This window comes from Stenotrophomonas sp. GL_101, from assembly GCF_057835675.1.
In genome coordinates, this window is the sequence record NZ_CM174432.1 from 4,720,295 (window position 1) to 4,746,027 (window position 25,733).

The window sequence follows — 25,733 nt, forward strand, 5'->3', positions numbered from 1 at the left end:
TCTGCATGCTTACAAGGCCATCTACGATGAGCTATGACCTGATGGTGTTCGACCCGACCGTGGCCCCGCGTGACGCGGCCGCGTTCCTGGAGTGGTACGACGCGCAGACCGAATGGAGCGAGAAGCACGAGTACGACGACCCGGCCGTGTCGGTGCCGGCGCTGCAGGCCTGGTTCGCCGCGATCGTCGAGCACTTCCCGCCGATGAACGGCCCGCTGGCCGATGACGAAGATGACCGTCCCGAAGTGACCGACTACAGCGTCGGCCAGCACGTGATCTATGCCTCGTTCGCCGATTCGGTGGCCGAGAACGCGCATGGCCTGGTGCAGGTGCTGGCCAATGCCCACCAGGTGGGCTTCTTCGACGCCAGCGGCGACGGCGCCATCGTGTTCCCCGACGGCACCGTGGTGATTCCGGAGTAAGCCTCCGGCAGGGTTAGAACAACTGGCCCTGCGCGGGTGTGGGTGCCGTGCCATCGGCCCCCCCGGGCACGGCAACAAGGGTGCCCAGCCGCGTCGCCAGCCCGGACAACCGGCTGGCATGGCGCTTGAGGGCGGCGCGGAGGACCTCCTCGCTGCCCAGCACATGCAACGACTGCCGCGCGCGGGTCATGCCGGTGTAGACCAGTTCGCGCGACAGCACCCGGTTGTCGCGACGCGGCAACTGCAACCACACCTCATCGAACTCGGACCCCTGCGCCTTGTGCACGGTCATCGCAAACGCGCTTTCATGCGCGGGCAAGGCGCCCGGGTGGAAGCCACGCGGTTGATCGGGCGTCTCACCGGGGAACCACACCGTTACCGTGCCCCGACGATCGCCCAGGCAGATGCCGATATCGCCATTGAACAAGCGATGGCGGTAGCTGTTTTCAGTGATCAGCAACAGCCGGCCGTGGAAGTAGCCCGGTGCCATGCCCGGCCGCGGTACCCCGGCCAGCAGCGCTTCGATGCGCGCATTGAGCCCGCGTGCGCCCTGCGGACCCTCGCGGACCGCGGTGAGCAGGCGAATCCGGGCGGCGTTGGCCAACGCCAGGCCGGGATCGGCGGCCGCACCCAAGCCGCGCCAGTGCGATACCAGGTGGTCACGGTGGTGCTGCAACGGATCGCTCTGGTCGTCGTGGAAGTGCACGCCGGCCAGGCGGCCCCCCCGCAGCAGGGCCAACACGCTATCGCTGTCGCCCGCGCGCACGGCCTGCGCCAACGGCGCCAGGTCCAGGGCATCGGTCTGCCGGTAACCGCGTTGCAACTGCACGCGCCGGCCACCGAAGCGGGTGGGCGCGGCCAGCGGTTGCAGCGTCGCCGGGGCCAGCAGCGTGCGCAGTGCGGCGGCATCGTCGGCCTGGCTGCCCAGACCGTCGCCGCTGGCGCGCAGGATCGCACTGAGCACATCGCCGGCTTCCACCGACGGCAGCTGGTCCGGGTCGCCCAGCAGTATCAGCCGGGTACCGGAGGCGACCGCTTCCACCAGCTTGGTCATCAACGGCAGGTCGATCATCGACGCCTCGTCCACTACCACGACATCCACCGGTAACGGGTTGTCGACGTGGTGGCGGAAGCGTGGCGAATCGGGAATCACCCCGAGCAGCCGATGCAGGGTGGTGCCGGTGCTGGGCATGGCATCGCACAGCGCCGGCGCGATACCGAGCAGGCGCAGGCGCTGCACTGCCAGGCGCAGGCTCTCGGCCATGCGCTCGGCAGCACGGCCGGTGGGGGCGGCCAACGCCACCCGCGGCACCGGCTGCTCGGCCTGCGCCGCCTGTGCGGCCAGCAACACCAGCAACCGGGCGATGGTGGTGGTCTTGCCGGTGCCCGGCCCGCCGGTCACCAGTACCAGCGGATGGCGCAGCGCCACGGCGGCGGCACGGGCCTGATGATCGATGCCCGCCAGTGCCTGCGGGAACAGCTGCGCGAACAGCGCGGCCAACGCAGCAGGATCGGTCGGCGCCAGCGGCTGCGTGGCGATGCGCTGCAGGCCGTCGGCCAGCCGGCGTTCGTATTCGCGGTAGCGACGCAGGTACAGCAGGCCATTTTCCAGTACCAGCGGGCCGTCGGCGGCACGGTCGGCCGGGCAAGCAGGCTCCTCCACCCACGGCGAGGCGCGCAGCTGCGCCAGCCAGGCCTCGGGGTCGGGCCAATCGGTGTCGGTCTCGACAATGCGCTGCGGTTGCCGCGGGTCCAGGCCGGCATGCCCTTCGGACACCGCCAGCGAGGCCAGCGCCGCCGCTGCGAGCACCGCATCGGGGGTGTCCGGGCGCAACCGCCGCAGGCTCTGCGCCAGGGCGTGGTCGAGAGTACGCAGCACGTTGTTGCGCTGGAGCGCGGCAAGCAGGCTCATGCGTCACCCCGCGCGCGCGCGGCCATCAACGCCTGGGCATCTTCGCCGCCGGCGAACAAGGCATCCAGGGCATTTACCAGGACCGGATCGAAACGATGCCGGTACACGCCGGGGCTGTCGGTGCGCGTGGCATCCAGGCCACGGCAGAACAGGTAGCGGATGCCGCCCATGTCGCGCGCGTAGTCGTACTGCGCGCCCAGCCGGAAGCGCAGCCAGCGGTGCAGCGCGACGGTGTAGATCAACGCCTGCAGGTCGTATTCACTGTGCTGCATGGCGCTGAGCAGGTGGGCCGGGTCGTAGCCCGACAGCCGGTTGGACTTGTAGTCGAGCACGTACCAGCGCGCGTCGCGCACGTAGGTCAGGTCGATCTTGCCGGTCATCATGCCTTCCAGTTTCCGGCGCGTCCCGAAGCCATGGCGCTCGCGGACCAGGCCGTAGGCGTGCAGCAGATCCAGCAACGCCGGCACCGCGGTGGGCTGCATGGCGAAGTGGAACTCGATTTCAGCGCGCCGTGCCTCGCCGGGCAGGTCGTGCAGCGCACCGCCTTCGGGCAACGGCACGGTCAGGGTCTGCCCGACCAGGGGGGTCAGCACGGCCACGCCATCGTCGAGCTCGTCGTCGGCATAGCCCTCCTCGCCCAGCGACGTACGCAGCACCTGGGCCTCCTCGCCCGGTGCCGGTTGCCCGGCCTGCCAGTCAGCCCAGCGCGCGAAATCGGTGTTTTCCAGTGCGTCGTGCAGCACATTGCCGAAGCGGCTGCCCATGAAACGGGGATCGGGTGCATCCTCGGGCACCTGGGCCGGCTGCTCCGCCTCCAGGGTGAGATCCACCCCGGCCGGCTCATCGGCGGCCGGCGCCGGCACTTCGGTGGCAGCCGCGTCGGTGTCGTAGCCGGCATCGGCATGGGCCAGCTGGGTGAAGCTGTAGACCCACCAGTCATGCGGCACGCGGCGGGTCACCGCGCGTACCGGCGGCAGCTCGCCCTCGCGTTCGAACGCCAACTGCGCCGGGCGCGGTTGCAGCGGTCCCTCCACGACGGCGATGTGCGGATGCGCGCGCAACGCGTCCAGGTTGGACAGCATCGGCGCCAGCCGGGTTTTGCCGGCCCCGGCCAGGTCGCCGGCGGCGATCCACAGCGCATGCTCGGCACGGGTCAGGCCCACATACAGCAGGCGCGCGTCTTCGGCGTCCTGTTCCTGCGCGCTGCGCGTGCTGGCCGCCGTCCAGGCCTCGTCCCTGCCCACTTTCCAGTGCAGCTCGCGCCGGCCGTTGGCGTACACGGTGCAGTGGGTGTCGGTGTTGGGTGCGCCACCACCGATACCCACGAACGGCAGGAACACCAGCGGGTACTCCAGGCCCTTGCTCTTGTGCAGGGTGATGATCTGTACCCGGCGCGCATCCGACTCCAGCCGCAACAGCTGCTGCTCGTCGTTCTGGTCGGCATGGGCCATCTGCACCTGCAGCCAATCCAGCAGGCCGTGCATGCCCAGCGTCTGCGCCGCGGCCTGCTGCAGCAGTTCGCCCAGCTGCAGGTAGTTGGTCAATCGCCGCTCGCCGTCGAGCAGCCCGAGCAGGCGTTCGGCGTGTTCGGCGCACAGGTCGGCGATGACCGCGAAGGGGCCACCGCGCTGCCAGCGCTCGCGCCACTCCAACAGGCGGATCTGGAAACCACGCTGGGCATCGCCTTCGCGTTCCATCGCATCGATGGCGGCGGCATCTTCACCGAGCAGTACGGTGGACAGCGCCGCGCGCAGCCGGCCTTCGTCGGCCGGCTGCAACAGCGCCAGCAGCAGCAGGCGCAGGTCCTGCGCCTCGGCGGTGGCATACAGGCTCTGCTTGCCCGCAGCCACGGCCGGAATGCCCACCGCGCTCAGCGCCTGCTGGATGCGCGTGGCTTCCCGGTGCGAACGCACCAGTACCGCGATGTCACCGGGCTGCACCGGTTGGCCACGCAGCATCGCGCGGCCCTGGCGGGCGTCGCTGAGGATCTCGTGGATGGCCGCCACGCAGGCGTCGCTGGCCTGGTCGCGCGACGGGTCGGCCTTGAGCGCGCCGCCTTCGGGGTTGTGCAGCACGCGCACGGTGAGGCCTGGCGCGGGCAGGTTGTCGCGCAGGAAATCCGCATCCACGCGCGTACTGCCCGGATGCACCGGCTCGAAACCGATATCGGCCTCGAGGAACGCGTTGTCGCCCGCATTGGCATACAGCGCCTGGATCGCCTGCAGCACGGCCGGGCGCGAACGGAAGTTGCGGTCCAGCGGGGGCGCCGCCTCGGCCTGGCGCTTGGCCTTGAGATAGGTGTGGATATCGCCGCCGCGGAAGCCGTAGATCGCCTGCTTGGGGTCGCCGATCAGGAACAGCGCCGGGGCCAGGCCTGCCGCGCGGGTTTCGTCGGAGTCGCCGAACACCCGCTGGAAGATGCCCCATTGGCGGTCATCGGTATCCTGGAATTCGTCCACCAGCGCGATGCGGTACTGCGCGCGCAGCTGCTGCACCAGGGCGGCGCGATGCGGGCCCTCGAGCGCATCGGCGACGCCGTCGATCAAATCGTCGTAGGTCTGCACGCGGCCGACCCGCTTGAGTTCGGCCAGGCGCGCGCGCGCCTGTCCGCGCAGGCCGTGCAGGAAGGCGATGGCCTGGCCACGCTGCCAGGCCTGCACGGCATCGGCGGCAGCCAGGTACACCGCCAAGGCATGCTGCAGCGAAGACTGCGGGGCCTTGCCGGCATGCGCCTTGTTGGTGCGTGCGGTGAGCTCTTCGGCGGTCAGCCGGCGCAGTCGTTCCACGTCCAGCGGCGCGGTCGGGTCGTCGCCGCCGGCCCAGCGGTGCAGCTGCACGGCCAACGGTTCCAGCCAGGCCAGTTTGTAACTGCTGCCGTTGAGCACCTTGTTTTCAACCGCCGCACAGACCTCCCCCAGGAAGGCTTCGCCCTGCTGGCGGTAGTCGTCGGCAAGCTGGCGGGCGGCGCGCTCGAACGCCGGCCGCGGGTCGTCGGCCAGCCCGGTCGGCACCGCAGGCAACAGCGGCAGCGGCTTGATCAGCGTGGCCAGGTCGCCGGGTAGCGCATCGGGCGAGGACCACAACCCGATCAGCGCCTCGACGGTGGCCGGGTCGTTGGCATGCACGCGCCACAGGTCGGCGGCCAGTTCGTCGTGCAGGGCGCGCTCGCTGGGCAGCAGGGTCGGCGGGTCGAAGGTGTGTCCGCTTTCCAGCGCGTGTTCGCGCAGTACCCGGGTGCAGAACCCGTGGATGGTGAAGATCGAGGCCAGGTCGATTTCATCGGCGGCGGTCTGCAGGCGGCGGGCGAGCGCGGCCGGGCTTTCTTCGCCGAGCGCCAGCTGCCGCCGCAGGATCTCGCCGGTCAGCACCACCTCGGGAGTGTCATTGGCCGCCGGGGCGCGCCCGACCAGCTGCGCGGCCAGGGCCAGGCGCTCGCGGATGCGTTTACGCAGTTCCTGGGTCGCCGCATCGGTGAAGGTCACCGCCAGGATCTGGCCGATGCGCCAGCCCTTTTCCACGACCAGCCGGGTAAACAGCGTGGCCAGGGTGAACGTCTTGCCGGTACCGGCACTGGCCTCGATCAGGCGCACGCCATCCAGCGGCAGCGCCAGGTAGGGATCGTGGATCAGGTCAGGGTCGATCATCGCGCGGCACCTTGTTCGTCCAGTCCCGGGAACACCCGACCTTCGCGCACGGCGGTGAACACCACCAGGCTGTTGTGCAGGAGTTGCCGATAGGTGGCGGGGGAGGCGAACGGATCGCGCCCCCGCAGCGCCAGTTGGTACGCCGCGCCGCTGGCTTCGCCCCAGCTGCGGTCGCTGCCGTGCCACTTGCTGCGGCCCTCGGTTTCGCGCTTGGCCTCGGCCGCGCCATACAGCACCCAGCCGGTGGAGGGGCCATACAACAAGGGCGCGCGCAGGCCTTCGGCGCGCAGCTGCAGCAGGCCGCGCAACACCTGCCTGGCCTGCCCGGCAGGCAACGCGGGCAGTACGTGCGGGCCCAGCCCGTCCTCGCCACCGTCATGGAACTGCACCAGCGGCAGCGCATCGCCGGCCGCATTGGCCAGCAGCCAGTCCAGCCCCTGGCGGATCGCGGCGCGGGCGGTGAGCGGACCCGGGCGCAACCGCACCAGGCCGTGCGCATGCACGCCATCGACCCGGCCGTGCAGGCGCACGCCGTCGATGTCCACCTCGTAGCGGGTGCTGGCGGCGACGCTGCCGTCCTGCCACTGCGCCAGGGCCTGTGCGTAAGGCTGGGTCTGCGCCTGCAGCAGCTCGAACTGGCGCTCGCCGAGTGCACCGGAGGGCAGCAGCGCGCGCGCGCGCAGCCGGGGGTAGAGCGGCGCTGGATCCTCGTCCAGCGTGGCCTCGACCACCGCCTGCTGCAGCAGTAGTTTGTCCGCGCCGCGGGTGGCCATCATCAGCGGTTCGACATCGTCGGCGTTGTCCAGGTCATCGGGCAGGCGCAGGCCCAGCCGTTGCGAGAGGAACTGGCTGGCCGGATCGGTGAGAAAGCGGCGCAGGGCATCCAGGCTGAGTTCGGTGTCGCCGGTGACCGTATCGGACGCCGGCAACGGGCCGGCGAACCAGGGGGCCAACCCGCGCCGGACACCGCCCAGCGAGCCGGCGGCCGGGTGCCATTGCGGGCGGTAGCTGAAACGGCGCGGCTCGTCGCCACCGCCGAACGCGGCCGGGGCGAACGGCTGCAGCGAATGCCGCACGGTCATCTGCCTGGCGGCCACGTCCGGCCGCTGGTGGTACTCGGCCGCCGCATCGATCAGCTCGCTGACCAGCACCGACGGCTCGCGCACGCTGCCATCGCGCGGGTCGGCACCGAGGTAGCTCAGATAGAACACGTCCTGGGCCGAGGCGAACAGCTGCAGGAACAGAAAACGATCGTCCTCGCGCAGCGAGCGGTCGCCATACCGGCGCTTGTCGGTACCCAGTTCGGCGGTGAGCTGGTTCAAACCCGCCGCCGGATCGCGGCGCGGGAAGTCGCCATCGTTGAGGCCCAGCACGCAGATCACCCGGAACGGCAGCAGCCGCATCGGCACCATGCGGCCGAAGCTGACCCCGCCGGTCAGCAGCGGGGCGCGGGTATCGGCCTCGGCCAGCACGCCGGCGAAATGCGCGCGCACCACCTCCGGCGGCACCTCGCCGTGGAAATGGGCCAGGCCGGCGTCACGGGCGAACTCGTTGATGAGTTTGCGCAGGCGATCCAACGCGCGTTGGCTGTTGGCCGCCTGCGGTGGCTCGGGCAGCAGCGCATCCAGCAGCGCCAGCAGGCGCTGGCGCCAGTGCGCCGGCGCCAACGCTTCGCCGAGCGCCTTCTGGTAGCGCGCCAGGACGCGCAGCAGGCCGAGCAGGCGGTCCAGCGCATCCAGCGCACTGCCTTCCAGCTCCGGCCACGGCGCCACGCTGGCGATGTCGCCGTCGCTGCCGCTGGCATGGCCAAGCAACAGGCGGTCCAGCGCGAACTGCCAGGTAAAGGCGTCGTCGCGCGGGGCCTGGTGCTGCTGGCGGTGGGCGGCATCCAGGCCCCAGCGCGCGCCGGCGGCCTGCAACCACGCGTGCAGGCGGTCGAATGCGGCCGCATCCAGCCCGGCCGCTTCGGCCAGTGGCGCGCTGGCCAGCAGGTCCAGCACTTCATTCAAGCCGAAGCGCGAGACCGGCAGGCCCAGCAGGTGCACGAACACATCGGCCAGCGGTTCGCCGGCCAACGGGCTGGTGTCGGCCAGCGCATAGGGAATGTGGTCATCGCCCCCGCTGCGGCCCCCGAACACCGCTTCCAGGTAAGGCACGTAGGGGTCGATGTCCGGAGCCAGCACGGCAATGTCGCGGGCCTGCAGCGGCGGGTCGAAGCGTGTGTCCTGGAGCAGGCCACGCAACTGGTCGTGCAGTACCTGCAGTTCGCGCAGGCGCGTATGGCAGGCGTGCACCTGCAGGCTGGGATCGTCGTAACGCAGCGCCTGTCGGGGTGCGCCGGCCGGCTGGCCACGACGGTGGAACAGGTCGCGTTGCAGGCGATGCAGCAGGCTGTCGGACAGCCCTCCCTGCGCCATGTCCGGGCGCGCATCGTCTTCGGGATCGTCGTAGGCGGCGATCTCACCGGACGGATGCACCACTTCGTAACTGCCCAGCACCGCCATGAAGTCGCGGCCGGCCGCGCCCCACGCCTGCAGCAGGCGGTTCTCGCCGGCCGCCTCGCCGAACGGATCGGGCGCGCCGCTGCGCAGCTTTTCGCCCAGGGTCTGCAGGTCACCCCAGTACGCCTGGGTCGGGGTGGGCAGATAGAAGTGCAGGGTGCCGACCCGCGCCTGGGTCGCCATGACCCGCAGCACGTCCGGGGAGATGTTGAGCGTGGCGAAGGCGAACACGCGGGCGGGCAGGCCCTGCGGCAGTGGCGTGTCGCGGCCCTCGAAACGGGACAGATAGGCGTCGATGCGGCGCGCGCGATACTGGTGGCCACCGGCGATATGCCGCCACAGGATCGCCTGCGGATCCTGCGCGTCGGCACCGGCCTCCCAGCGCAGCAGCCAGTCGCGGCGCCAGGCCTGGTACTTCTCGAACACCGCCGCCAACTCGCCCGCCAGCGCCCAGGGCTTGAGCGCGTCGGCCACCGACAGGTACGCCTGCAGTGCGCGCATCGGCGGCAGCGCCAGCAGCGCCGGGTCGGTCAGCGCGGCGTAGAGCTTCCAGCGCAATGCGGCGGCGGTGAGATCGTCGTGTTCGCCGGGAACATTGGCATTGAGCGCCCGGGCGACGAACTCGCCGGGGGTAAGAAACGTCAGATTGGCCGCAATGCCATACTCGGCCGCCAGGGTGGACTGCAGCCAGCGCCGCATCGCCACCTGCGGGATCAGCACCACCTCCGGCACCAGGATCGACTGTCCGGGCACCGGCTCGCGCACCGCGCTGGCCAGCAGCGCGGCCAGCACGTCGAGTGAATTGGAGTGGTACAGGCGAAAATCGGCAACAGCGTCGGTCATCGCGGCAGTGTGCCGCAGCGGGCCGGCGATCACGAGGGTGGCGCGCGCCCGGCGCCGGTGCCGGGCGGGCCGGAGGCGTCGATGCCGTCGGCCGACACGCTGTGTTGCAGACCGGTCCGGCGGTAGTCGGGGCGGGTCCATGCAACAATACTGCACGGTCCAGTTTGGTTATGTTCAGCCGTTCACCACGATCTTACAACGTTGGAATTTTGTTAATGGCGTCCATGACAGCTTCCGCAGAACCGCTGGTGCAGTTGTCCAACGTCCGCATCGACCGCGGCGGTCGTACGATCCTGCGCGACGTTTCGCTGCAGGTGCCCCGCGGCAGCATCACCGCGGTGCTGGGCCCGTCGGGCAGCGGCAAGTCGACGCTGCTGGCCGCGTTGACCGGCGAGCTGCGCCCGGTAGCCGGCGCGGTGACCCTGTTCGGCAAGCCCATTCCCACCGGCAGCAGCGCGCTGCTGGAGATGCGCAAAAGCGTGGGCGTGCTGCTGCAGGGCAATGGCCTGTTGACCGACCTGACCGTGGCCGAGAATGTCGCGCTGCCACTGCGCGCCCATACCCGCCTGCCCACCCCGGTACTGCGCCGGCTGGTGCAGATGAAGCTGCATGCGGTGGGCCTGCTGGCGGCCGGCGAGGCCTGGCCGCGCGAGTTGTCCGGCGGCATGGCACGCCGGGTCGCCCTGGCCCGCGCATTGGCGCTGGACCCGCCGCTGATGATCTACGACGAGCCGCTGACCGGGCTGGACCCGATCGCCTCGGGGGTGATCATGAGCCTGATCCAACGCCTCAACGACAGCCTGGGGCTGACCAGCATCATCGTCAGCCACCACGTGCACGAGACCCTGCCGATCTGCGACCAGGTGATTGCCATCGCCAACGGTGGCGTGGTGTTCCAGGGCACTCCGGCCGCGCTGGAGTCCAGTGCCGATCCACTGCTGCGGCAGTTCCTGCACGGGCAGCCGGATGGCCCGATCCCCTTCGATGCCACGCCGCGCGCGAGGGTTGCCTGATGCCGTTCGTTGATGCCACCCGTTCGCTGGGCCGCGCCGGCCTGTTTTCGCTGACCGTGTTGCGCGGCTCGCTGCCGACCGCCGACTTCCTCGCCGAACTCACCCGCGAAATCTACAAGGTCGGTGCACGTTCGCTGCCGATCATCGCCGTTGGCGGCGCGTTCGTCGGTCTTGTGCTCACGTTGCAGGGCTATCGCACCCTGACCACCTTCGGCGCTGCCGATGCGCTGTCCACGCTGCTGGGCCTGTCGCTGTACCGCGAACTGGCCCCGGTGCTGACCGCGTTGCTGTTCATCGGCCGGGCCGGCAGTTCGATCGCTGCCGAGCTGGGCCTGATGCGCGCCACCGACCAGATCAAGGCGCTGGAACTGATGGCGATTGATCCGATCGCCAAGGTGGTCGCGCCGCGTTTCTGGGCGGCCGTGCTGACCGTTCCCCTGCTGACCGGCATCTTCTGCTCGCTGGCGATCAGCGCCAGCTACTTCGAGGCCGTGCATGTGCTCGGCCTGGACAACGGGGTGTTCTGGTCGGCGCTGAGCAACAGCGTGGACTTCTGGGACGACTTCGGCGTGGCGATGCTGAAGTCGGCGATCTTCGGCGGTACTGCCGCCCTGGTGGCGTCCTACGTGGGCTTCCACGCCGAACCCACCATCGAAGGCACGTCGGTGGCCACCACCCGCGCGGTGGTGAACGCCTCGCTGCTGGTGCTGATGTTCAACTTCGTGCTGTCGGCAATGATGTTCCAGTAGGTAACGACCGTTGGTCGTTACGCCTTCTACGTAAGAATCCCGCCCGGATCCCTGTCCGGGCACCTGACAAAAGAACAGTGAGACAACCCATGGCCATCCGCGGTCCCAGACTCGAATTTTCCGTCGGCGCTTTCCTGCTGCTGGCGCTGGCCTCGCTGCTGGTGCTGGCCGTGGCGTCCACCAACCAACGCTGGGGTTTCGGCAGCGATGGCTACGAACTCAAGGCCCGCTTCACCCAGATCGGGCAGCTGCGCAAGCAGGCCCCGGTCAAGATCGGCGGCGTCACCGTCGGCCAGGTCGCGGCCATCGAGCTGGACCCGACCAAGTTCGACTCGATCATCACCCTGAAGCTGGACAGCAAGTTCAAGGACCTGCCGGCCGACACCTCCGCCGGCATCTTCACCAGCGGTTTGCTCGGCGAAAGCTATATCGGACTGCAGCCGGGCGGTGATCCGGACGTGCTGAAGTCTGGCGACGAGATCGTCTTCACCCAGCCGGCGGTGGATCTGCTGCAGCTGGTTGGCAAGTACATGTTCAGTGGCCCGGCCAACACCGGTGGCGCTGAGGCCCACGATGGCAACGGCGCAGCCGCGCCTGCAACGGAACCGCAACCATGAAAATCAACCTGATCCCGGCCCTGCTGGCCACCGCGATGCTGGCCGCCACGCCGGCGCTGTCCTTTGCCCAGGCCGCACCGGCCGCTGCCTCGGCCCAGCAGGGCCAGGCCAGCAAGGCGGTGATGGACGCCAGTTCGCGCATCCTGTCCACGCTGCAGGAGCGCCGCGGCGAGTTCCGCGCCAACCCGACCGTGCTGCGCAACTTCATCAACGGCGAGCTCAACAAGACCTTCGACCGCGACTACGCCGCCCGCCTGGTGCTGGGCGTGCACGGCCGCGGCGCATCCGATGCCGACGTCAAGCTGTTTGCCGATGCCATGGCCGACAACCTGATGCAGCGCTACGGCTCGGCCCTGCTCGAAATCCAGGGCAAGCCGACCTTCCGCCTGAAAAGCGAGTCGCCGCTGCCGGGCAACCGTGGCGTGCGCGTCTCCACCGAATTGATGCGCGCCGGCAACGAGCCGACCCCGGTCGACTACCTGATGCGCAACGTCGGCGGCCAGTGGAAGATCTTCGATGTGATGATCGAAGGCATCTCCTACGTGCAGACCTTCAAGACCCAGTTCGATGCCCCGCTGCGCCAGAAGTCGATCCAGCAGGTGGCCACCGAACTGCGCAGCGGCAGCATGCAGGCCGCCGGACAGGCTCCGCGTGGCAAGTAACCCGACCACGGTGCAGCGCAACGGCACGGCGCTGGTGTTCAGCGGCGTGCTCGACCGCGCGGCGGTGTCGGCGTTGTGGCCGTCGCTGTCCGCGCTCGACGGCGTGCAGCAGCTGGACCTGACGGCGGTACCGCGGCTGGACAGCGCCGGATTGGCGCTGCTGGCCGAACTGGCCGCACGCCTGCGTGCGGCCGGTCGCCTGCCGACGATCGTCGGCAGCCCCGATGGTTTCACCGAACTCAGCGCCGCCTACCGGCTGGCACCCACCCTGGATTTCCATGCCCTTCCTGCGGCGAGCTGACATGAACGTCATACGCACCCTTCCCTTCCTCGTGCTCGCGCTGGCCTTGACTGCCTGCGCCGGCAAACCCGCCCGTGACAGTGCACCGGCCAGTGTCGAGGTCGCGCCGAGCGCGGCCGCGGTCGCCCCGCTGCCTGCCGACGACGCCACCGCAACCGCCGACGCGGCGCGCGATGCCGCTCCGCCAACGGCAACGGCCTCTGCCGAGCCGGTTGCCACGGCAGCCGGTAGTGCTGAAGCCCCGACCAACGCAGAGGACGACTTCGCCGCGCTGTACGGTGGCCCGGCCCCGAGCGCGGACGGCAGCGAACCCGGCCGCGCCAGCTACGACCCGTGGGAGCCGCTCAACCGCCGCGTGCACCGCTTCAACAACGTGGTCGACCGTGCGGTTGCCCGCCCGCTGGCCACGGCCTACACCCACGTGGTGCCGCGTTTCGCACGCACCGGGGTGAGCAACTTCTTCAACAATCTGCGCGCGCCGGTGACCATCACCAACCAGCTGCTGCAGGGCCGGCCCGATGATGCCTGGGACAGCCTGGGCCGCTTCATCATGAACTCCACGCTGGGCCTGGGCGGTTTGTTCGACCCGGCCAGCAAGGCGATGGTGGCCAACCGCAAGGAAGACTTCGGCCAGACGCTGGGGGCCTGGGGCTGGCGCCGTTCGCGTTACGTGGAACTGCCGTTCTTCGGCCCGCGCACGATCCGCGATGTGTTCGGCCTGGCTGGCGACATGCCGCTTTCGCCGATCCGCACGATCGAAGAAGACAAGATCCGCATCGGCCTGCAGGGTCTGCAGCTGGTGGACATGCGTTCGCAGCTGCTGGTCATCGACGACATGCGCAACAACGCGGTGGATGAGTACACGCTGGTACGCGATGCGTGGCTGCAGCGCCGCAACTACCAGATCGAGAACGATCTGCGCGGCAAGCACCTGCGTGGCAAGGATGCCGACGACACCGCCCCGATCCCGGTCGATGCGATGCCGATGCCGAACTGGGGCAACTGAGCGCAGGCGTGCCGACCCCCGGTTGGCCGCTACCCGCATTCGTGGGTTGCCCTCGCTAAAGAAAAACCCCGCCTAAGCGGGGTTTTTTTTGGTTCTTCTCCCCTGTGCGGGGAAAGACTCACCCTAAAGGGCGACAGCCGTTTGCTGGGGGTCTTCGATTGGCTATGTCGCGAGCGTCCAGGCCCCTGGGCAGCCGGCAGGCCCTTGTGCAAATGTCCCCCGGCCGACGCCTGCGGCGACGACCTCCTCCTTTGTTTTGCCAAGGGCCTGCCGACCGCCCAGGGGCTCGGCTTGCGGAACGCACACTCCGTTGTTTGCCGTGGGCGGCCAGAGTTTTCGACACGCGGGTACCGATGCCCTTGCGGAGGTAGGTCACCACCGTTGGTGGTGACGGTGCCCGGTGCTCGCCCGACCTTCAGGGCGATGCGCTCAGGCCGCCAGCGCCGCGTCGATCGCCGCCACCAGGCGGTGGTCATCGGCGGTCACGTCCGGGGCGAAGCGGGCGATGACCTGGCCGTCGCGGCCGATCAGGAACTTCTCGAAGTTCCACAGCACGCCCGGGGCCGGGTTCACTACCAGGTCGGGGTACTTGGCCACGGCGCCCTGCAGTTTTTCGCGCATCGGGCCTTCGCCGGTGGCGGTCGGCTGGGCGGCGGTCAGCTGCTGGTACAGCGGATGCACCTCGTCACCGGCCACGCTGATCTTGGCAAACAGCGGGAAGCCGACGTTGTATTCCAGCTGGCAGAACTGCTGGATTTCCGATTCGCTGCCCGGCTCCTGGGCCAGGAAATTGTTGGCGGGGAAACCCAGCACTTCCAGCCCGGCGGCCTGCTTGTCGGCATACAGCGCCTGCAGGCCTTCGTACTGCGGGGTCAAGCCGCACTTGGAGGCAACGTTGACCACCAGCAGCACCTTGCCGCGGTAGTCGGCCAGCGAGGAGGGCTGGCCTTCGATGGTGGTGACGGGGATGTCGTAGACGGTCTGGCTCACTGCAGGTTCCTTGGGTTGGATCAAAGGAGCACGGGGTTGCCGTGCCGTGGGGATCGTTCAATCAACGCAGAGCGTGCCTTGCGCCACGCCGTCATCGATACGCTGGCGGCAGCCGAAATTCTGGCTGATGTCGCGCTGGCAAACGCCGCGGGCCGTGGCCCCGGCGGCAACCGTCTGCTCGCCCTGGGCCAGGCAGTTCCCACTGCAATCGACCTTGGCACTGCAGGCCTTGCCCCCATCGGCATAGGGCACCACGCACTGCACGCGCTGCAGGCGGCCCAGCGGCTGCAGCTGGCCGCCGGCGGCGGCGCAGGCGGCGGCATCCGGGGCGTCCTGCGCGGCAGGGATCACGGCCGTATCGACGGTGGTCGCGGTACTGCTGCAACCGGCCAGGGCCAGGGTCATCAACAGCGACAACATCACGGTCAGGCGCATCGGGTCATTCCTCGGTGGGGTTGCTTTCATCGGTGCCCAACTCGTCGTCTTCGCTGCCGGTATCGCCCAGCAGCGCCTGGCTCTGTTCGCCGCCCAGCGATTCCACGCCACGCAGGCGACGTTCGATGGTGCGGGTCTTGCGGCTGGCTTCGCCGAGGCTGCGGCCAACCGTGCTGATCTGCTTTTCGGCTTTTTCCAGGATGCCGGCAAACTTGCCGAACTCGCTCTTGACCGCGCCCAACAGGCTCCACACTTCGCTGGAGCGCTGTTCGATGGCCAACGTGCGAAAACCCATCTGCAGGCTGTTGAGCAAGGCGGTGACGGTGGTCGGGCCGGCGACCACCACGCGGTGCTCGCGCTGCAGCAGGTCGATCAGGCCGGGGCGGCGGATCACTTCGGCATACAGGCCCTCGGTGGGCAGGAACATCACCGCGAAATCGGTGGTGTGCGGCGGCACGATGTACTTCTCGCAGATCGACCTGGCCTGGATGCGGATCGCCCGTTCCAGCTGCGCGCCCTGCACGCGTACGCCGTCCACATCGCCCTGTTCCTGTGCATCGAGCAGGCGCTCGTAGTCTTCGCGCGGGAACTTGGAATCGATCGGCAGCCACACCGGGGTGTCCTCGTGGCCGCGCCCGGGCAGGCGCACCGCGATGTCGACCATTTCCCCGCTGTCCGGGCGCACCTTCACCCCGCGCGCGTACTGCTCCTGGGTAAGGGTCTGTTCGAGGATGTTGTCCAGCTGCACTTCGCCCCAGCTGCCGCGGTTCTTGACGTTGCTCAGCACGCGCTTGAGATCGCCCACGCCGGTGGCCAGCTGCTGCATTTCGCCGAGCCCGCGCTGCACCTGCTCCAGGCGCTCGGAGACCAGCTGGAACGAGGCGCCCAGGCGGGTTTCCAGCGTGGTCTGCAGCTTCTCATCGACGGTGACGCGCATCTGGTCGAGCTTCTCGGCGTTGTCGCTCTGCAGGCTCTTGAGCTGCTGCTCGAGCGTGGCGCGCATCTCACCGATGCGCTGCTCGTTGCGCTGGGTCATCTCCTGCAGGCGCACGCCCAGCGAGTCGGCCAGGCGCTGCTGGGACTGCGCGGTTTCTTCGCGGCCCTTGCGTGCATCCTCGGCCAAGGCCTGGCGCAGCGCGCCCATGTGGCTGTCGGTGCGGGTGGTCAGTTCAACCAGCTGCTGGCCGAACGCTTCGATGCGGGCCTGCTGCTGCTGGCCGAAGGCCTCCAGCTGCGCACGCACATCGTGCAGGCGCTGGGCCAGCAGTTCACCGGTACGCTGCTGCGACTGCGCGCCTTCTTCGCGGGCCTTGCGCGCGTCTTCGCCAAGCGCGTCGCGCAGCAGGTCCAGGCGCTGGTCGGTACGGGTGGACAGATCGGTCAGCGCGCGCGCGAAGGTTTCCAGCCGCGCGTCCTGCTGCCGGCCGAGGCCTTCAAGCTGTTCGCGCAGTTCGCTGCGCCCCACCCGGGCCTCGTCGCGCAGGGTCTGCTCAAGCCCGCCATGCTGGGAACGCCGCAGCAGGACCACCAGCTGCAGCACGAGGACGACACACACCAGGCCGCCAAGGATGAGGAATTCGGTTTGCATGCGCGCAAGTGTAGGCCGTGCCGGTCTCATTGGCTGCGCCTGCGGCCGCCTGCGGTGCAGGAGGCGTGCCGCATGCCACGGTCACGCCCTCCCTGGCCCGCCTACAGGTGGGTAAACAGCTGCTCCCGGGGCAGCCGCGACTTGGGCAGGTCGGCATTGAAGTTGTCCGCGCTGCCGTAGCCGAGCGCGACGACCACCACGCTGCTGAAACCGCGCTCGCGCAGGCCCAGCTCGGCATCCAGCACATTCGCGTCGAAGCCTTCCATCGGGGTGGCGTCGATACCGTGCACGCCGGCGGCCAGCAACAGCGTGCCCAGTGCCAGGTAGGCCTGCTTCTGCATCCAGTGCTGCACATCGCCCAGCGTGTGGCGGTGCAGGTTGACGTAGTGGTGCAACGCGCCCTGCTGGCCGGCGCGGGCTTCGGGCGTGGGGAAGCGGCCGTCGGTGGATTCCTGTTCGATCACCTGGTCCAGGTACGCATCGTCGATCGCGGTACGCGTCGCGAACACGATCACGTGCGAGGCATCGGTGATCTTGGCGGTGTTGTACGGCTGGCCGGGCTGGGTGGCACGGGCGATGCATGCGCGTGCCTCGGCGCTGGCGGCGACAACAAAGTGCCAGGGCTGTGAGTTCACCGACGACGGCGCGTGGTGCAGGACCTCCAGCAGGTCCTGGACCACGGCCGGCGGCAGCGTGCGGGCGGGATCGTAGGCTTTGGTGGTGTGGCGGCGACGGGCCACCGGTGCGAGGGTCATGTGGTGGGTGTCCATGGGGTGTCAGAAGCCTTCGAGGACCAGCTTGCCGCGCGCGCGGTGGCTCTCGATCAGGGCGTGGGCGCGGCGCAGGTTGGCCGCGTTGATGCGGCCGTAGTGCTCGCCCAGGGTGGTGCGCAGCACGCCGGCATCGACCAGCGCGGACACACGCTCCAGCAGGTCGTGCTGGCGCTGCAGGTCCGGGGTGTCGAAGCTGGAGCGGGTGAACATCGATTCCCAGTGCAGCGACAGGCTCTTGCGCTTGAGCGCCATCACATCGAGCTGGCCGGGGTCGTCGATCAGCGCCAGCTGGCCCTGCGGCGCCAATGCGGCCACGATCTGCTCGTAGTGCTGGGCGGTGTGGGTCAGGCTGGCCACGTGGCTGACCGCCTCGATGCCCAGCCGCTGCAGACCATCGGTGAGTGGCTGGGTGTGGTCGATCACATGGTGTGCGCCCAGCGCATACACCCAGTCCTGGGTATCCGGGCGCGAGGCGGTGCCGATCACGGTCAGCCCGGTCAGCTGGCGGGCCAGCTGGACCAGGATCGAGCCGACCCCGCCCGCTGCGCCCACCACCAGCAGGGTCTGGCCTTCGCCACCACCTTCGGCAATGCGCAGGCGGTCGAACAGCAGCTCCCAGGCGGTGATGGCGGTCAGTGGCAGCGCCGCGGCAGCGGCATCGTCCAGGCTGGCCGGGGCGTGCCCGACGATGCGCTCGTCCACCAGCTGATACTCGGCATTGCTGCCGGGCCGGCCGATCGCGCCGGCGTAGTAGACCCGGTCGCCAGGCTGGAACAGGCTGACCTCGCTGCCCACCGCGTCCACGATGCCGACCGCATCCCAACCGAGCACGCGCGCCTGCTCCACGGCCACGCCATTGCGCACCTTGGTATCAACCGGGTTGACCGAGACCGCGCGCACGTTCACGCGCAGGTCGCGCGGGCCGGGCTGGGGCAGCGGCAGGGTCACGTCGACCAGCGCGCGCGGGTCGGTGATGGGCAGGCCGTGCTGGGTGTAGGCGACAGCTTTCATGGGGGCGCTCGGTTCGGAAAGAGGGCCAGCGTGCGCTTCCCGCAGGCAACGGGAAAGGCGCAGAATCAGTCATCACTTTCACTGCAGCAATGAAAATGATCCGCATCGATGACCTCACCCTGTTCGCCCGCACCGCCGCGCTGGGCAGCTTCTCCAATGCCGCGCGCGAAGCCGATCTGCTGCCCGGCCAGGTCGCCGCGGCGGTGGCCCGGCTTGAGCGCGAGCTGGACCTGCGCCTGTTCGTGCGCTCCACCCGCAGCCTGCGCCTGACCGCCGAAGGCGCGCTGTACCTGCCCTATGCACAGGAAGTACTGGCAACGCTGCGCGAAGGCGAGGCCCGCGTCCGCGGCGACGCTGCCGAGCTGCGCGGGGTGCTGCAGGTGGCCGCACCCTCCGACCTGGGCCGCAATCTGCTGCTGCCGTGGCTGACCGAGTTCCGCGCCGCGCACCCCCGGCTGCAGCTGCGGCTGCAGTTGTCCGACCAGGTGACCGACGTGTTCCGCGATCCGGTCGACATCGCCTTCCGCCTGGGCCGCTTCGACAACGCCAGCTACGTCGCCCTGCCCTTGCTGCCGGGCAATCGACGGGTGCTGGCGGCATCGCCGGCCTACCTGGCCCGGCACGGCGCGCCGGCCAGCCTGGAGGCGCTGAAGGACCATCACTGCCTGCTCTACCAGCTGGCCGGGCGTGCCTACGACCGCTGGAGCTTCGAGCTCGACAGCCGGCGCGTGGTGGTGCCGGTGCGCGGCAACATGGTCTGCGACGATGCCGACGTGGTGCGGCGCTGGGCGGTGGCCGGCGAAGGGATCGTGTTCAAGTCCTGGCTGGATATCTGCGAAGACGTGCGCGCCGGGCGCCTGCAGGTGCTGCTCGACGGGGCCGGCGACAGCCTGCCGTTGAACCTGGTGTGTCCGCATCGCAAGCAGTTTTCCCCGGCGATCCGGCAACTGCACGCACTGTTCGAGCAGCGCCTGCAACCGCTGCTGAAGGATCTGCCGCGAGCGGCCGGCTGAGGCCTGTCGGTGCAGCGGTCGGTGCCCGACAATGGCGCTCCCCCGTAGTCGAGTCGCCGTCATGCCGTGGATGGGCATCCAGGACCTGTGGACCTTCATTGCCGCCGTACTGGTGTTCCTGGCGCTGCCGGGCCCGGGGACGTTCACCCTGCTCACCGCGACCGGGCGCGGCGGGGTGCGCGGCGGCTATACCGCACTGTTCGGGCTGCTGCTGGGCGACCAGATCCTGATGTGGCTGGCGGTGGCCGGCGTGGCCGCGCTGCTCAAGGCCAACCCACTGGTGTTCCATGCAGTGCAGTACCTGGGCGCGGCCTACCTGGTGTGGGTCGGCATCGGCCTGCTGCGCGCACCGCGCCCCAGCGCCGAAGAGGGGGGCATCCGGCTGCGGCCCGGGCACTACTTCGGCCAGGCGGTGTTGATCAACCTGCTCAACCCGAAGGCGATCATCTTCTACATGGCGTTCCTGCCGCTGTTCATCGACCCGGCGCGGCATCAGGGCGTGGTGACGTTTGCGACAATGGCGGTGATCATTTTCGTCATGGGCCTGGCGTACTGCTCGGTGTTGATCGGGGTCGGCAACCTGTTGCGACGTCGGATTCTTCAACATCCTCGCGTAGGACTTTTCCTGCGTCGCATCGCAGGTGTTTTCCTGATCGGCTTCGGCGTCCGCCTTGGCGTCAGCGGCTGATGCCTTGCCGCGCGGGCGGTGTAGGCACACGCGAGCCATTCGCGCCTGCGCGGACATAGACCGCATCATCGATGCGAGTCGCTTCAATCAATAACTTGAGATTCCCTGATACCCCTCGGACGTGTCCAATCGGCGCCATCGCCAACGGACGCCCTCCTTGCGCCCGCGCGCCCTTGCGAGGAACCGATGCCCCCCGTGTACTTCGTCCAGCATCTGGCCGGCCATCAGGAACGCCTGCTCGGCATGAGCACCGGCCGCATCGACCTGGGTGTTCCGGCGGTCACGCGGATCGTCGCCGGCCTGCAGCCGCTGGATCGGATCGATCTGCGTACCTGTTACTTCGACTGCCAGGCCAGCCTCGTGCTCGCCCTGCGCCGCCGCATCCGCGACGCCGAACACGCCACACAGGGCTGGCGTGTGTTCGATGCCGAGGGCGTGCTGAGATGCAAGCGGTTCCCGTGCGATAGCCAGGTGATGTTTCCGCACGGGGTGCCGCTGCAGCAGCACTGGCTGCTCACGCTGGCCGGGGCGGTCGTTCCCAACGCGGTGGACTGAATTCCCTGCTGCTCAGGGCGCGCGCTGTGCCTGGCGCAGGTGGTCGATGAACACCCGCAGTTTGGGCGCCATCTGCTCGCGTGCCGGGTAGTAGAGGTGGAAGCCGGCGAAGGGCTGTTGCCAGTCCTGCAGCACCGTCTGCAGGCGGCCGGCGGCGACATCGGCCAGCACCACCGCCTCGAAGGTCTGCGCCATGCCCAGCCCGGCGCGTGCCGACCCATGGACCAGCGCGGCATCGTTGAACACCAGCCGCCCGCTCACTTCCACATCGAAGTCGCGTCCGTCGCGGGTGAATTCCCACGGCATCAGCCGGCCATTGCTGCGCCGGTGCACGATGCAGGCGTGCCCGATCAGATCGGCCGGGGTCTGCGGCTCCCCCTGCCGGGCGAAATAGTCCGGGGTGGCCACCACGACCTGGCGCTCGAGGGGACCGATCGGCACGGCGATCATGTCGCGCGCCAGGCATTCGCCCAGGCGGATACCGGCATCGAACCCCCCAGCGACCAGGTCGGCCAGCGCCGGCTCCACGAACAGCTCCACCTCCACCTGTGGATAACGCGCCAGGAATGCCGGCAGGTGCGGCAGCACGAGCAGCTCGGCGGCAATCCGCGGCACGTTGATGCGCAGCTTGCCGGCCGGCACCGCCCGCACGCTGTCCAGGTCGTCGAAGGCGGCATCGATCTGCGCGAGGCCTTCGCGCACGCGCACCAGGAAGCGCGCGCCATGCTCGGTCAGGCCCACCCGCCGCGTGGTCCGGTGCAGCAGGCGCACGCCCATGCTGGCCTCCAGCGCGCGCACTGTCTGCGACAGCGCCGAGGGCGACACGCCCAGGTCATCGGCGGCGCGGGTGAAGCTGCAATGGTGGGCCACCCGCGAAAACGCGACCACGGCCGACAACGAGGGCTGCGAGGACATTGTGAAGCCTGCCTTCAAGGTGGATGCGGGGGATGGTGCTTTATCAACATGGTACCGCGGAGGATGCTGGGCCACCGGTGCCGCCAGGCACCTACCGTTCCTTCCCACCCGGAGACCTCCCATGCAGACCCGCACCCTCGGCCACCACGGCCCCACCGTTTCCGCGCTTGGCCTGGGCTGCATGGGCATGAGCGCCTTCTATGGCGGTCGCGGCAGCGATGCCGACGCCATCGCGGTCATCCACCGCGCACTGGAGCGCGGGGTCAGCCTGCTCGACACCGCCGACATGTACGGCCCGCACACCAACGAGGTGCTGGTGGGCAAGGCGATTGCCGGCCGCCGCGACCAGGTGTTCCTGGCCACCAAGTTCGGCATCCGGCTGGAACCCACCGACACCCGTGCGCGCAGCGTCGATGGGCGCCCCGAGTACGTGATCGCCGCCTGCGAGGCCAGCCTGCAACGGCTGGGCGTGGACCATATCGACCTCTACTACCAGCACCGGGTGGATGCCAGCGTGCCGATCGAAGACACGGTCGGGGCGATGGCGCGGCTGGTCGAACAGGGCAAGGTGCGCTTCCTCGGCCTGTCCGAAGCGTCGGCGGCCACCATTCGGCGCGCGCACGCGGTGCACCCGATCACCGCCGTGCAGACCGAGTATTCGCTGTGGTCGCGCGACCCGGAGGACAACGGCGTGCTGCGCACCGTGCGCGAGCTTGGCATCGGCTTCGTGCCCTACTCGCCATTGGGCCGGGGCTTCCTGACCGGCGCCATCCGCAGCCCGGCCGACTTCGACGCCGATGACTACCGCCGCCAGTCACCGCGCTTCCAGGGTGACAACTTCGCGCGCAACCTGGCGCTGGTCGATGCAGTGGCCCACATGGCGCAGGCCAAAGGCATCACCCCGGGCCAGCTCGCCCTGGCCTGGGTGCTGGCACAGGGCGAAGACCTGGTGCCGATTCCCGGCACCAAGCGGCTCGCTTACCTGGAGGAAAACCTGGACGCGCTGGCGGTGACGCTGACCGCCGACGAGCGCGCCGGGATCGACGCGATCCTGCCGCCGCATGCCGCCGTGGGCCAGCGCTATGCCGAAGCGGCGATGGCAACGGTGAATCGCTGAGCGGGCACGGCCGACACCGGCGGGTACGGGGACCAAGACGGCGCATTTGTGCCGTTTTCGTCACCCCTGCCCCAGTCAGAGTCCCCCGACAGCGCCATGGGACGCTTGGCAGTAGTAATGCTGCGCCGCGTTGGGTAAAACTCGCAGACTTGTCATTAACAGTCATCCCCCGCGAGGCCCCATGTCATCGTTGCTCCGGCGCAAGTCCGTAGACCAAGTCACCGTCCATGAAGCCGGCAGGCGGCTGGTCCCGACCCTGAGCTGGCCGCACCTGATCGCGCTGGGCATCGGCGCCATCGTCGGCACCGGCATCTATACCCTGATCGGGGTGGGTGCCAACCTGGCCGGCCCTGCCGTGCTGATCTCCTTCGCCATCGCCGGGGCGGTCTGCGCCTGCGCCGCGCTGTCCTACGCCGAGCTGGCCACGATGATGCCGGCCGCCGGCAGCGCCTACACCTACAGCTACGCGGCACTGGGCGAGATGATCGCCTGGGTGGTCGGGTGGAGCCTGATCCTGGAGTACTCACTGGTGGTGAGTACGGTGGCGGTGGGGTGGTCGGGTTACGCGGTCGGCTTCCTGCACGGCTGGGGGATCGAGCTGCCCTTGATGCTCACCGCCGGGCCACACGTGGCCGGGGGCTTCATCAACCTGCCGGCGGTGCTGATCACCTTCGTGGTGGCCGGCATGCTGATGGCCGGCACCAAGGAAAGCGCCACCCTCAATGCGATCCTGGTGGTGGTGAAGATCATCGCCCTGACCATCTTCGTGGTCATTGCGCTGCCGCACTTCGACACCGGCCACATGGACCCGTTCATGCCGTTCGGCTTCGTCAAATCGCTGGGCCCCAACGGGGTCGAGCACGGGGTGATGGCCGCCGCGGCGATCATCTTCTTCGCTTTCTACGGCTTCGATGCGATCTCCACCGCCGCCGAGGAAACCAAGAAGCCGGACCGCGACCTGGCGATCGGCATCATCGGTTCGATGGTGGGCTGCACCATCATCTACGTGCTGGTGGCGCTGGCCGCAGTAGGCGCGATGAGCTACACCATCTTCGGCCAGAGCGCCGAGCCGCTGGCGCTGATCCTGCGCGAGCTGGGCAGCCCGGGCGCGGCCAAGTGGATTGGCGCGGCCGCGGTGATCGCACTGCCGACGGTGCTGCTGGCCTTCCTGTACGGCCAGAGCCGCATCTTCTTCGTCATGTCGCGCGATGGCCTGTTGCCTCGCGGCCTGTCCAAGGTCAGCGCGCGTACCGGTACGCCGATCGCCACCACGCTGTTCACCGCGGTGCTGGTGGCGGCACTGGCCGGCGTGGCGCGTCTGGACGAGATCGCCGCATTGGCCAACGCCGGCACGCTGGCCGCCTTCACCGCCGTGGGCCTGTGCCTGGTGGTGCTGCGCAAGCGCGAGCCGAACCGCGAGCGCAAGTTCCGTACTCCGTTGGCCTACATCGTCGGCCCGCTGGCGGTGATCGGTTGCGTGTACCTGTTCTTCAGCCTGCCCAGCAAGACCCAGCTGTACTTCCTGGCGTGGAACCTGTTGGGCCTGATCGCATACTTCGCCTATGGCCGCCGTAACGCGGTGCTGGGCAAGGCCTGACCAATCCGCCTGGCGCCGGGCTCTGTCCGGCACCAGGCGCGGCGGCGATCAGCGCCCGCTGGGCGTCGCCACCTTGTCCGCATGCGCCTGCGCCTGCTGCATCACCCGCAGCAGGTTGCCCCCCCAGATGCCGGCGATCTGCTTCTCGCTGTAGCCCTTGCGCAGCAGCCATGCGGTGATTTTCGGCAGCTGGCTCACGTCCGTCAGGTCGGCCAGGCCACCGCCGCCGTCCCAGTCCAGGCCGATACCCACATGCTCGGGGCCGACTACCTGGAGGATGTGCTCGAGGTGGGCGAAGAAATCATCCAGGGTCGCCTGCCGCATCGGGTAGCGCTGGTCGATCTCTGCCAACCCTTTCTTCAATGCCACGCCCTGCTGGATGCTCAAGGTGTCGTAGTCGCCGCCCAGCTGTTTCATCAGCGCCGCTTCGGCTGCCGAACGCGCCTCGCTTTTGCCGGTGTCGATCAGGTAGCCGCCATAGGCGTTGACCTGGATCACCCCGCCGGCCTTGGCCAGCCGCTTCAGCCGTACATCGTCCAGATTGCGCGGATGGTTGTAGATCGCCTTGGACGAGCTGTGCGACAGCACGAACGGCACCGGCATGCGCTCGATCAGGTCGTCGAACACCGCATCGGCGGCGTGCGACTGGTCGATCACGATGCCCAGCCGAACCGCCTCATCCACCAGCGCCTTGCCGGCCGGGCTCAGGCCCTTCCATTCGGCCCCCTTCTGGTCGGTGGCTGAATCGGCGAACTCGTTGTTGGCGAAGTGCACCGTGCTCAGCAGGCGCAGCCCGCCCAGGTAGTAGAAGCTCAGCAGCGAAGGATCATCGACCAGCGGGCTGGCATTCTCCATGCTGATGTAGACCACGCGCTTGCCGGCCGCCTTGATCCTGGCCGCATCGGCCGGCGTCAGCGCCAGCTGGAAGGTATCGGGGTGCGCGGCCAGCATCTCGCGGATTTCCATCAACCGCAGCAGGCCGTGGTCGCGTTCGTGGCGATGTGCCTGCGCGCTGCGGTCGCCCTGGTCGGTGTAGATCGCCCAGAAGCCGCCATCCAGCGCACCTTCGACCATGCGCGGGTAATCCACCTGCGACAGCGCGTTATGGTCATGCCGCTGCTGGATGTCGAAACCGGCGCGGCCGAAGTTGGCCGGGGTGTCCAGATGGCTGTCCAGGGTGATCAGCGTGCGCTGCAGGGCGCCGGCGCGGGCCAGCTCCTGCGCGGAGAACTCGATGGCGTGGGCGGACAGCGGCGTGCACAACGCCAGCGATACCAGCAGGGACAGACTGCGCAACGTCATGACGCCTCACCTTGGATGGGAAGCGTCAGACCATAGCAAAGCGTACCAACCAACGCCGTTCCAGCCCGGTAGGTGCCGA

General features: G+C 69.0%; 22 protein-coding genes. 12 read left to right on the forward strand and 10 right to left on the reverse strand.

Going from position 1 to position 25,733, the window contains the following annotated elements; all coding sequences use genetic code 11:
- Positions 1-26 precede the first annotated feature (26 nt).
- Positions 27-422: a hypothetical protein gene (locus AC3IR9_RS20740; RefSeq protein WP_489293149.1), complete on the forward strand. Its 396-nt coding sequence runs from the start codon at positions 27-29 to the stop codon at positions 420-422.
- A 13-nt stretch (positions 423-435) separates the two neighbouring features.
- Here AC3IR9_RS20740 and recD read toward each other — a convergent pair whose 3' ends face one another.
- The 3 genes from recD to recC are packed head-to-tail and all read right to left on the reverse strand — an operon-like array spanning position 436 to position 9,322.
- Positions 436-2,334 carry an exodeoxyribonuclease V subunit alpha gene (recD, locus tag AC3IR9_RS20745; protein ID WP_489293151.1) on the reverse strand — a complete coding sequence of 633 codons (1,899 nt, stop codon included), beginning with the start codon at positions 2,332-2,334 and terminating at the stop codon, positions 436-438.
- Entirely contained in the window at positions 2,331-5,978 is a 3,648-nt protein-coding gene (gene recB / locus AC3IR9_RS20750; protein ID WP_489293152.1) for an exodeoxyribonuclease V subunit beta, read from the reverse strand. Before recB ends, recD begins: the two co-directional genes overlap by 4 nt.
- Complete coding sequence (gene recC, locus AC3IR9_RS20755; protein WP_489293153.1) at positions 5,975-9,322, reverse strand: exodeoxyribonuclease V subunit gamma; 3,348 nt, start codon at positions 9,320-9,322, stop codon at positions 5,975-5,977. Before recC ends, recB begins: the two co-directional genes overlap by 4 nt.
- 224 nt (positions 9,323-9,546) lie before the next feature.
- Between recC and AC3IR9_RS20760 the strand changes: the two genes are divergently transcribed.
- The 6 genes from AC3IR9_RS20760 (at position 9,547) to AC3IR9_RS20785 (ending at position 13,670) form a co-directional block, all read left to right on the forward strand.
- Positions 9,547-10,335 (forward strand): ABC transporter ATP-binding protein, encoded by a 789-nt coding sequence (locus AC3IR9_RS20760; RefSeq protein WP_489293154.1) that lies wholly within the window; start codon positions 9,547-9,549, stop codon positions 10,333-10,335.
- The gene (locus tag AC3IR9_RS20765; protein ID WP_489293156.1) at positions 10,335-11,084 is read left to right on the forward strand and encodes an MlaE family lipid ABC transporter permease subunit; all 750 of its coding nucleotides are present in this window, start codon (positions 10,335-10,337) and stop codon (positions 11,082-11,084) included. Before AC3IR9_RS20760 ends, AC3IR9_RS20765 begins: the two co-directional genes overlap by 1 nt.
- An 89-nt stretch (positions 11,085-11,173) precedes the next feature.
- On the forward strand, positions 11,174-11,701 hold the full coding sequence (gene mlaD / locus AC3IR9_RS20770; RefSeq protein WP_489293157.1) for an outer membrane lipid asymmetry maintenance protein MlaD: 528 nt from the start codon (positions 11,174-11,176) through the stop codon (positions 11,699-11,701).
- A complete protein-coding gene (locus tag AC3IR9_RS20775; protein ID WP_489293158.1) occupies positions 11,698-12,363 on the forward strand; it encodes an MlaC/ttg2D family ABC transporter substrate-binding protein in 666 nt (221 codons plus the stop codon). The genes mlaD and AC3IR9_RS20775 overlap by 4 nt, the downstream gene beginning before the upstream one ends.
- The gene (locus tag AC3IR9_RS20780; RefSeq protein ID WP_489293160.1) at positions 12,353-12,664 is read left to right on the forward strand and encodes an STAS domain-containing protein; all 312 of its coding nucleotides are present in this window, start codon (positions 12,353-12,355) and stop codon (positions 12,662-12,664) included. The genes AC3IR9_RS20775 and AC3IR9_RS20780 overlap by 11 nt, the downstream gene beginning before the upstream one ends.
- 1 nt (position 12,665) lies before the next feature.
- Positions 12,666-13,670 carry an MlaA family lipoprotein gene (locus tag AC3IR9_RS20785; protein WP_489293161.1) on the forward strand — a complete coding sequence of 335 codons (1,005 nt, stop codon included), beginning with the start codon at positions 12,666-12,668 and terminating at the stop codon, positions 13,668-13,670.
- Between the two features lie 429 nt (positions 13,671-14,099).
- Here the strand turns inward: AC3IR9_RS20785 and AC3IR9_RS20790 are convergent, their stop codons facing one another.
- From AC3IR9_RS20790 to AC3IR9_RS20810, 5 genes are all read right to left on the reverse strand, one after another.
- The gene (locus tag AC3IR9_RS20790) at positions 14,100-14,660 is read right to left on the reverse strand and encodes a glutathione peroxidase (protein ID WP_489293163.1); all 561 of its coding nucleotides are present in this window, start codon (positions 14,658-14,660) and stop codon (positions 14,100-14,102) included.
- A 57-nt stretch (positions 14,661-14,717) separates the two neighbouring features.
- A complete protein-coding gene (locus AC3IR9_RS20795; RefSeq protein WP_489293164.1) occupies positions 14,718-15,095 on the reverse strand; it encodes a hypothetical protein in 378 nt (125 codons plus the stop codon).
- Positions 15,096-15,099: 4 nt separating this feature from the next.
- The gene (locus AC3IR9_RS20800) at positions 15,100-16,683 is read right to left on the reverse strand and encodes a DNA recombination protein RmuC (RefSeq protein WP_489293165.1); all 1,584 of its coding nucleotides are present in this window, start codon (positions 16,681-16,683) and stop codon (positions 15,100-15,102) included.
- Between the two features lie 101 nt (positions 16,684-16,784).
- Positions 16,785-17,438, reverse strand: coding sequence for an oxygen-insensitive NAD(P)H nitroreductase (gene nfsB, locus AC3IR9_RS20805; protein ID WP_489293166.1), 654 nt, complete (start codon positions 17,436-17,438; stop codon positions 16,785-16,787).
- 21 nt (positions 17,439-17,459) lie between these two features.
- Positions 17,460-18,467 (reverse strand): zinc-binding alcohol dehydrogenase family protein, encoded by a 1,008-nt coding sequence (locus AC3IR9_RS20810; protein ID WP_489293168.1) that lies wholly within the window; start codon positions 18,465-18,467, stop codon positions 17,460-17,462.
- Between the two features lie 89 nt (positions 18,468-18,556).
- Here AC3IR9_RS20810 and AC3IR9_RS20815 point away from each other — a divergent pair, with 89 nt between their 5' ends.
- The 3 genes from AC3IR9_RS20815 (at position 18,557) to AC3IR9_RS20825 (ending at position 20,723) form a co-directional block, all read left to right on the forward strand.
- The gene (locus AC3IR9_RS20815; protein WP_489293169.1) at positions 18,557-19,480 is read left to right on the forward strand and encodes a LysR family transcriptional regulator; all 924 of its coding nucleotides are present in this window, start codon (positions 18,557-18,559) and stop codon (positions 19,478-19,480) included.
- Between the two features lie 61 nt (positions 19,481-19,541).
- Positions 19,542-20,168, forward strand: coding sequence for a leucine efflux protein LeuE (gene leuE, locus AC3IR9_RS20820; protein ID WP_489295933.1), 627 nt, complete (start codon positions 19,542-19,544; stop codon positions 20,166-20,168).
- 186 nt (positions 20,169-20,354) lie between these two features.
- Positions 20,355-20,723, forward strand: a complete 369-nt coding sequence (locus tag AC3IR9_RS20825) for a hypothetical protein (protein WP_489293170.1) — start codon at positions 20,355-20,357, stop codon at positions 20,721-20,723.
- 12 nt (positions 20,724-20,735) lie between these two features.
- On the opposite strand, the gene AC3IR9_RS20830 is transcribed toward AC3IR9_RS20825, so the two are convergent.
- Positions 20,736-21,638: a LysR family transcriptional regulator gene (locus tag AC3IR9_RS20830; RefSeq protein ID WP_489293171.1), complete on the reverse strand. Its 903-nt coding sequence runs from the start codon at positions 21,636-21,638 to the stop codon at positions 20,736-20,738.
- 121 nt (positions 21,639-21,759) lie between these two features.
- On the opposite strand from AC3IR9_RS20830, the gene AC3IR9_RS20835 reads away from it, so the two are divergent.
- Positions 21,760-22,755 carry an aldo/keto reductase gene (locus tag AC3IR9_RS20835; RefSeq protein ID WP_489293172.1) on the forward strand — a complete coding sequence of 332 codons (996 nt, stop codon included), beginning with the start codon at positions 21,760-21,762 and terminating at the stop codon, positions 22,753-22,755.
- Between the two features lie 181 nt (positions 22,756-22,936).
- Positions 22,937-24,352, forward strand: coding sequence for an amino acid permease (locus AC3IR9_RS20840; RefSeq protein WP_489293174.1), 1,416 nt, complete (start codon positions 22,937-22,939; stop codon positions 24,350-24,352).
- A 48-nt stretch (positions 24,353-24,400) separates the two neighbouring features.
- Here the strand turns inward: AC3IR9_RS20840 and AC3IR9_RS20845 are convergent, their stop codons facing one another.
- Positions 24,401-25,654 (reverse strand): dipeptidase, encoded by a 1,254-nt coding sequence (locus AC3IR9_RS20845; RefSeq protein WP_489293175.1) that lies wholly within the window; start codon positions 25,652-25,654, stop codon positions 24,401-24,403.
- Between the last annotated feature and the right edge of the window lie 79 nt (positions 25,655-25,733).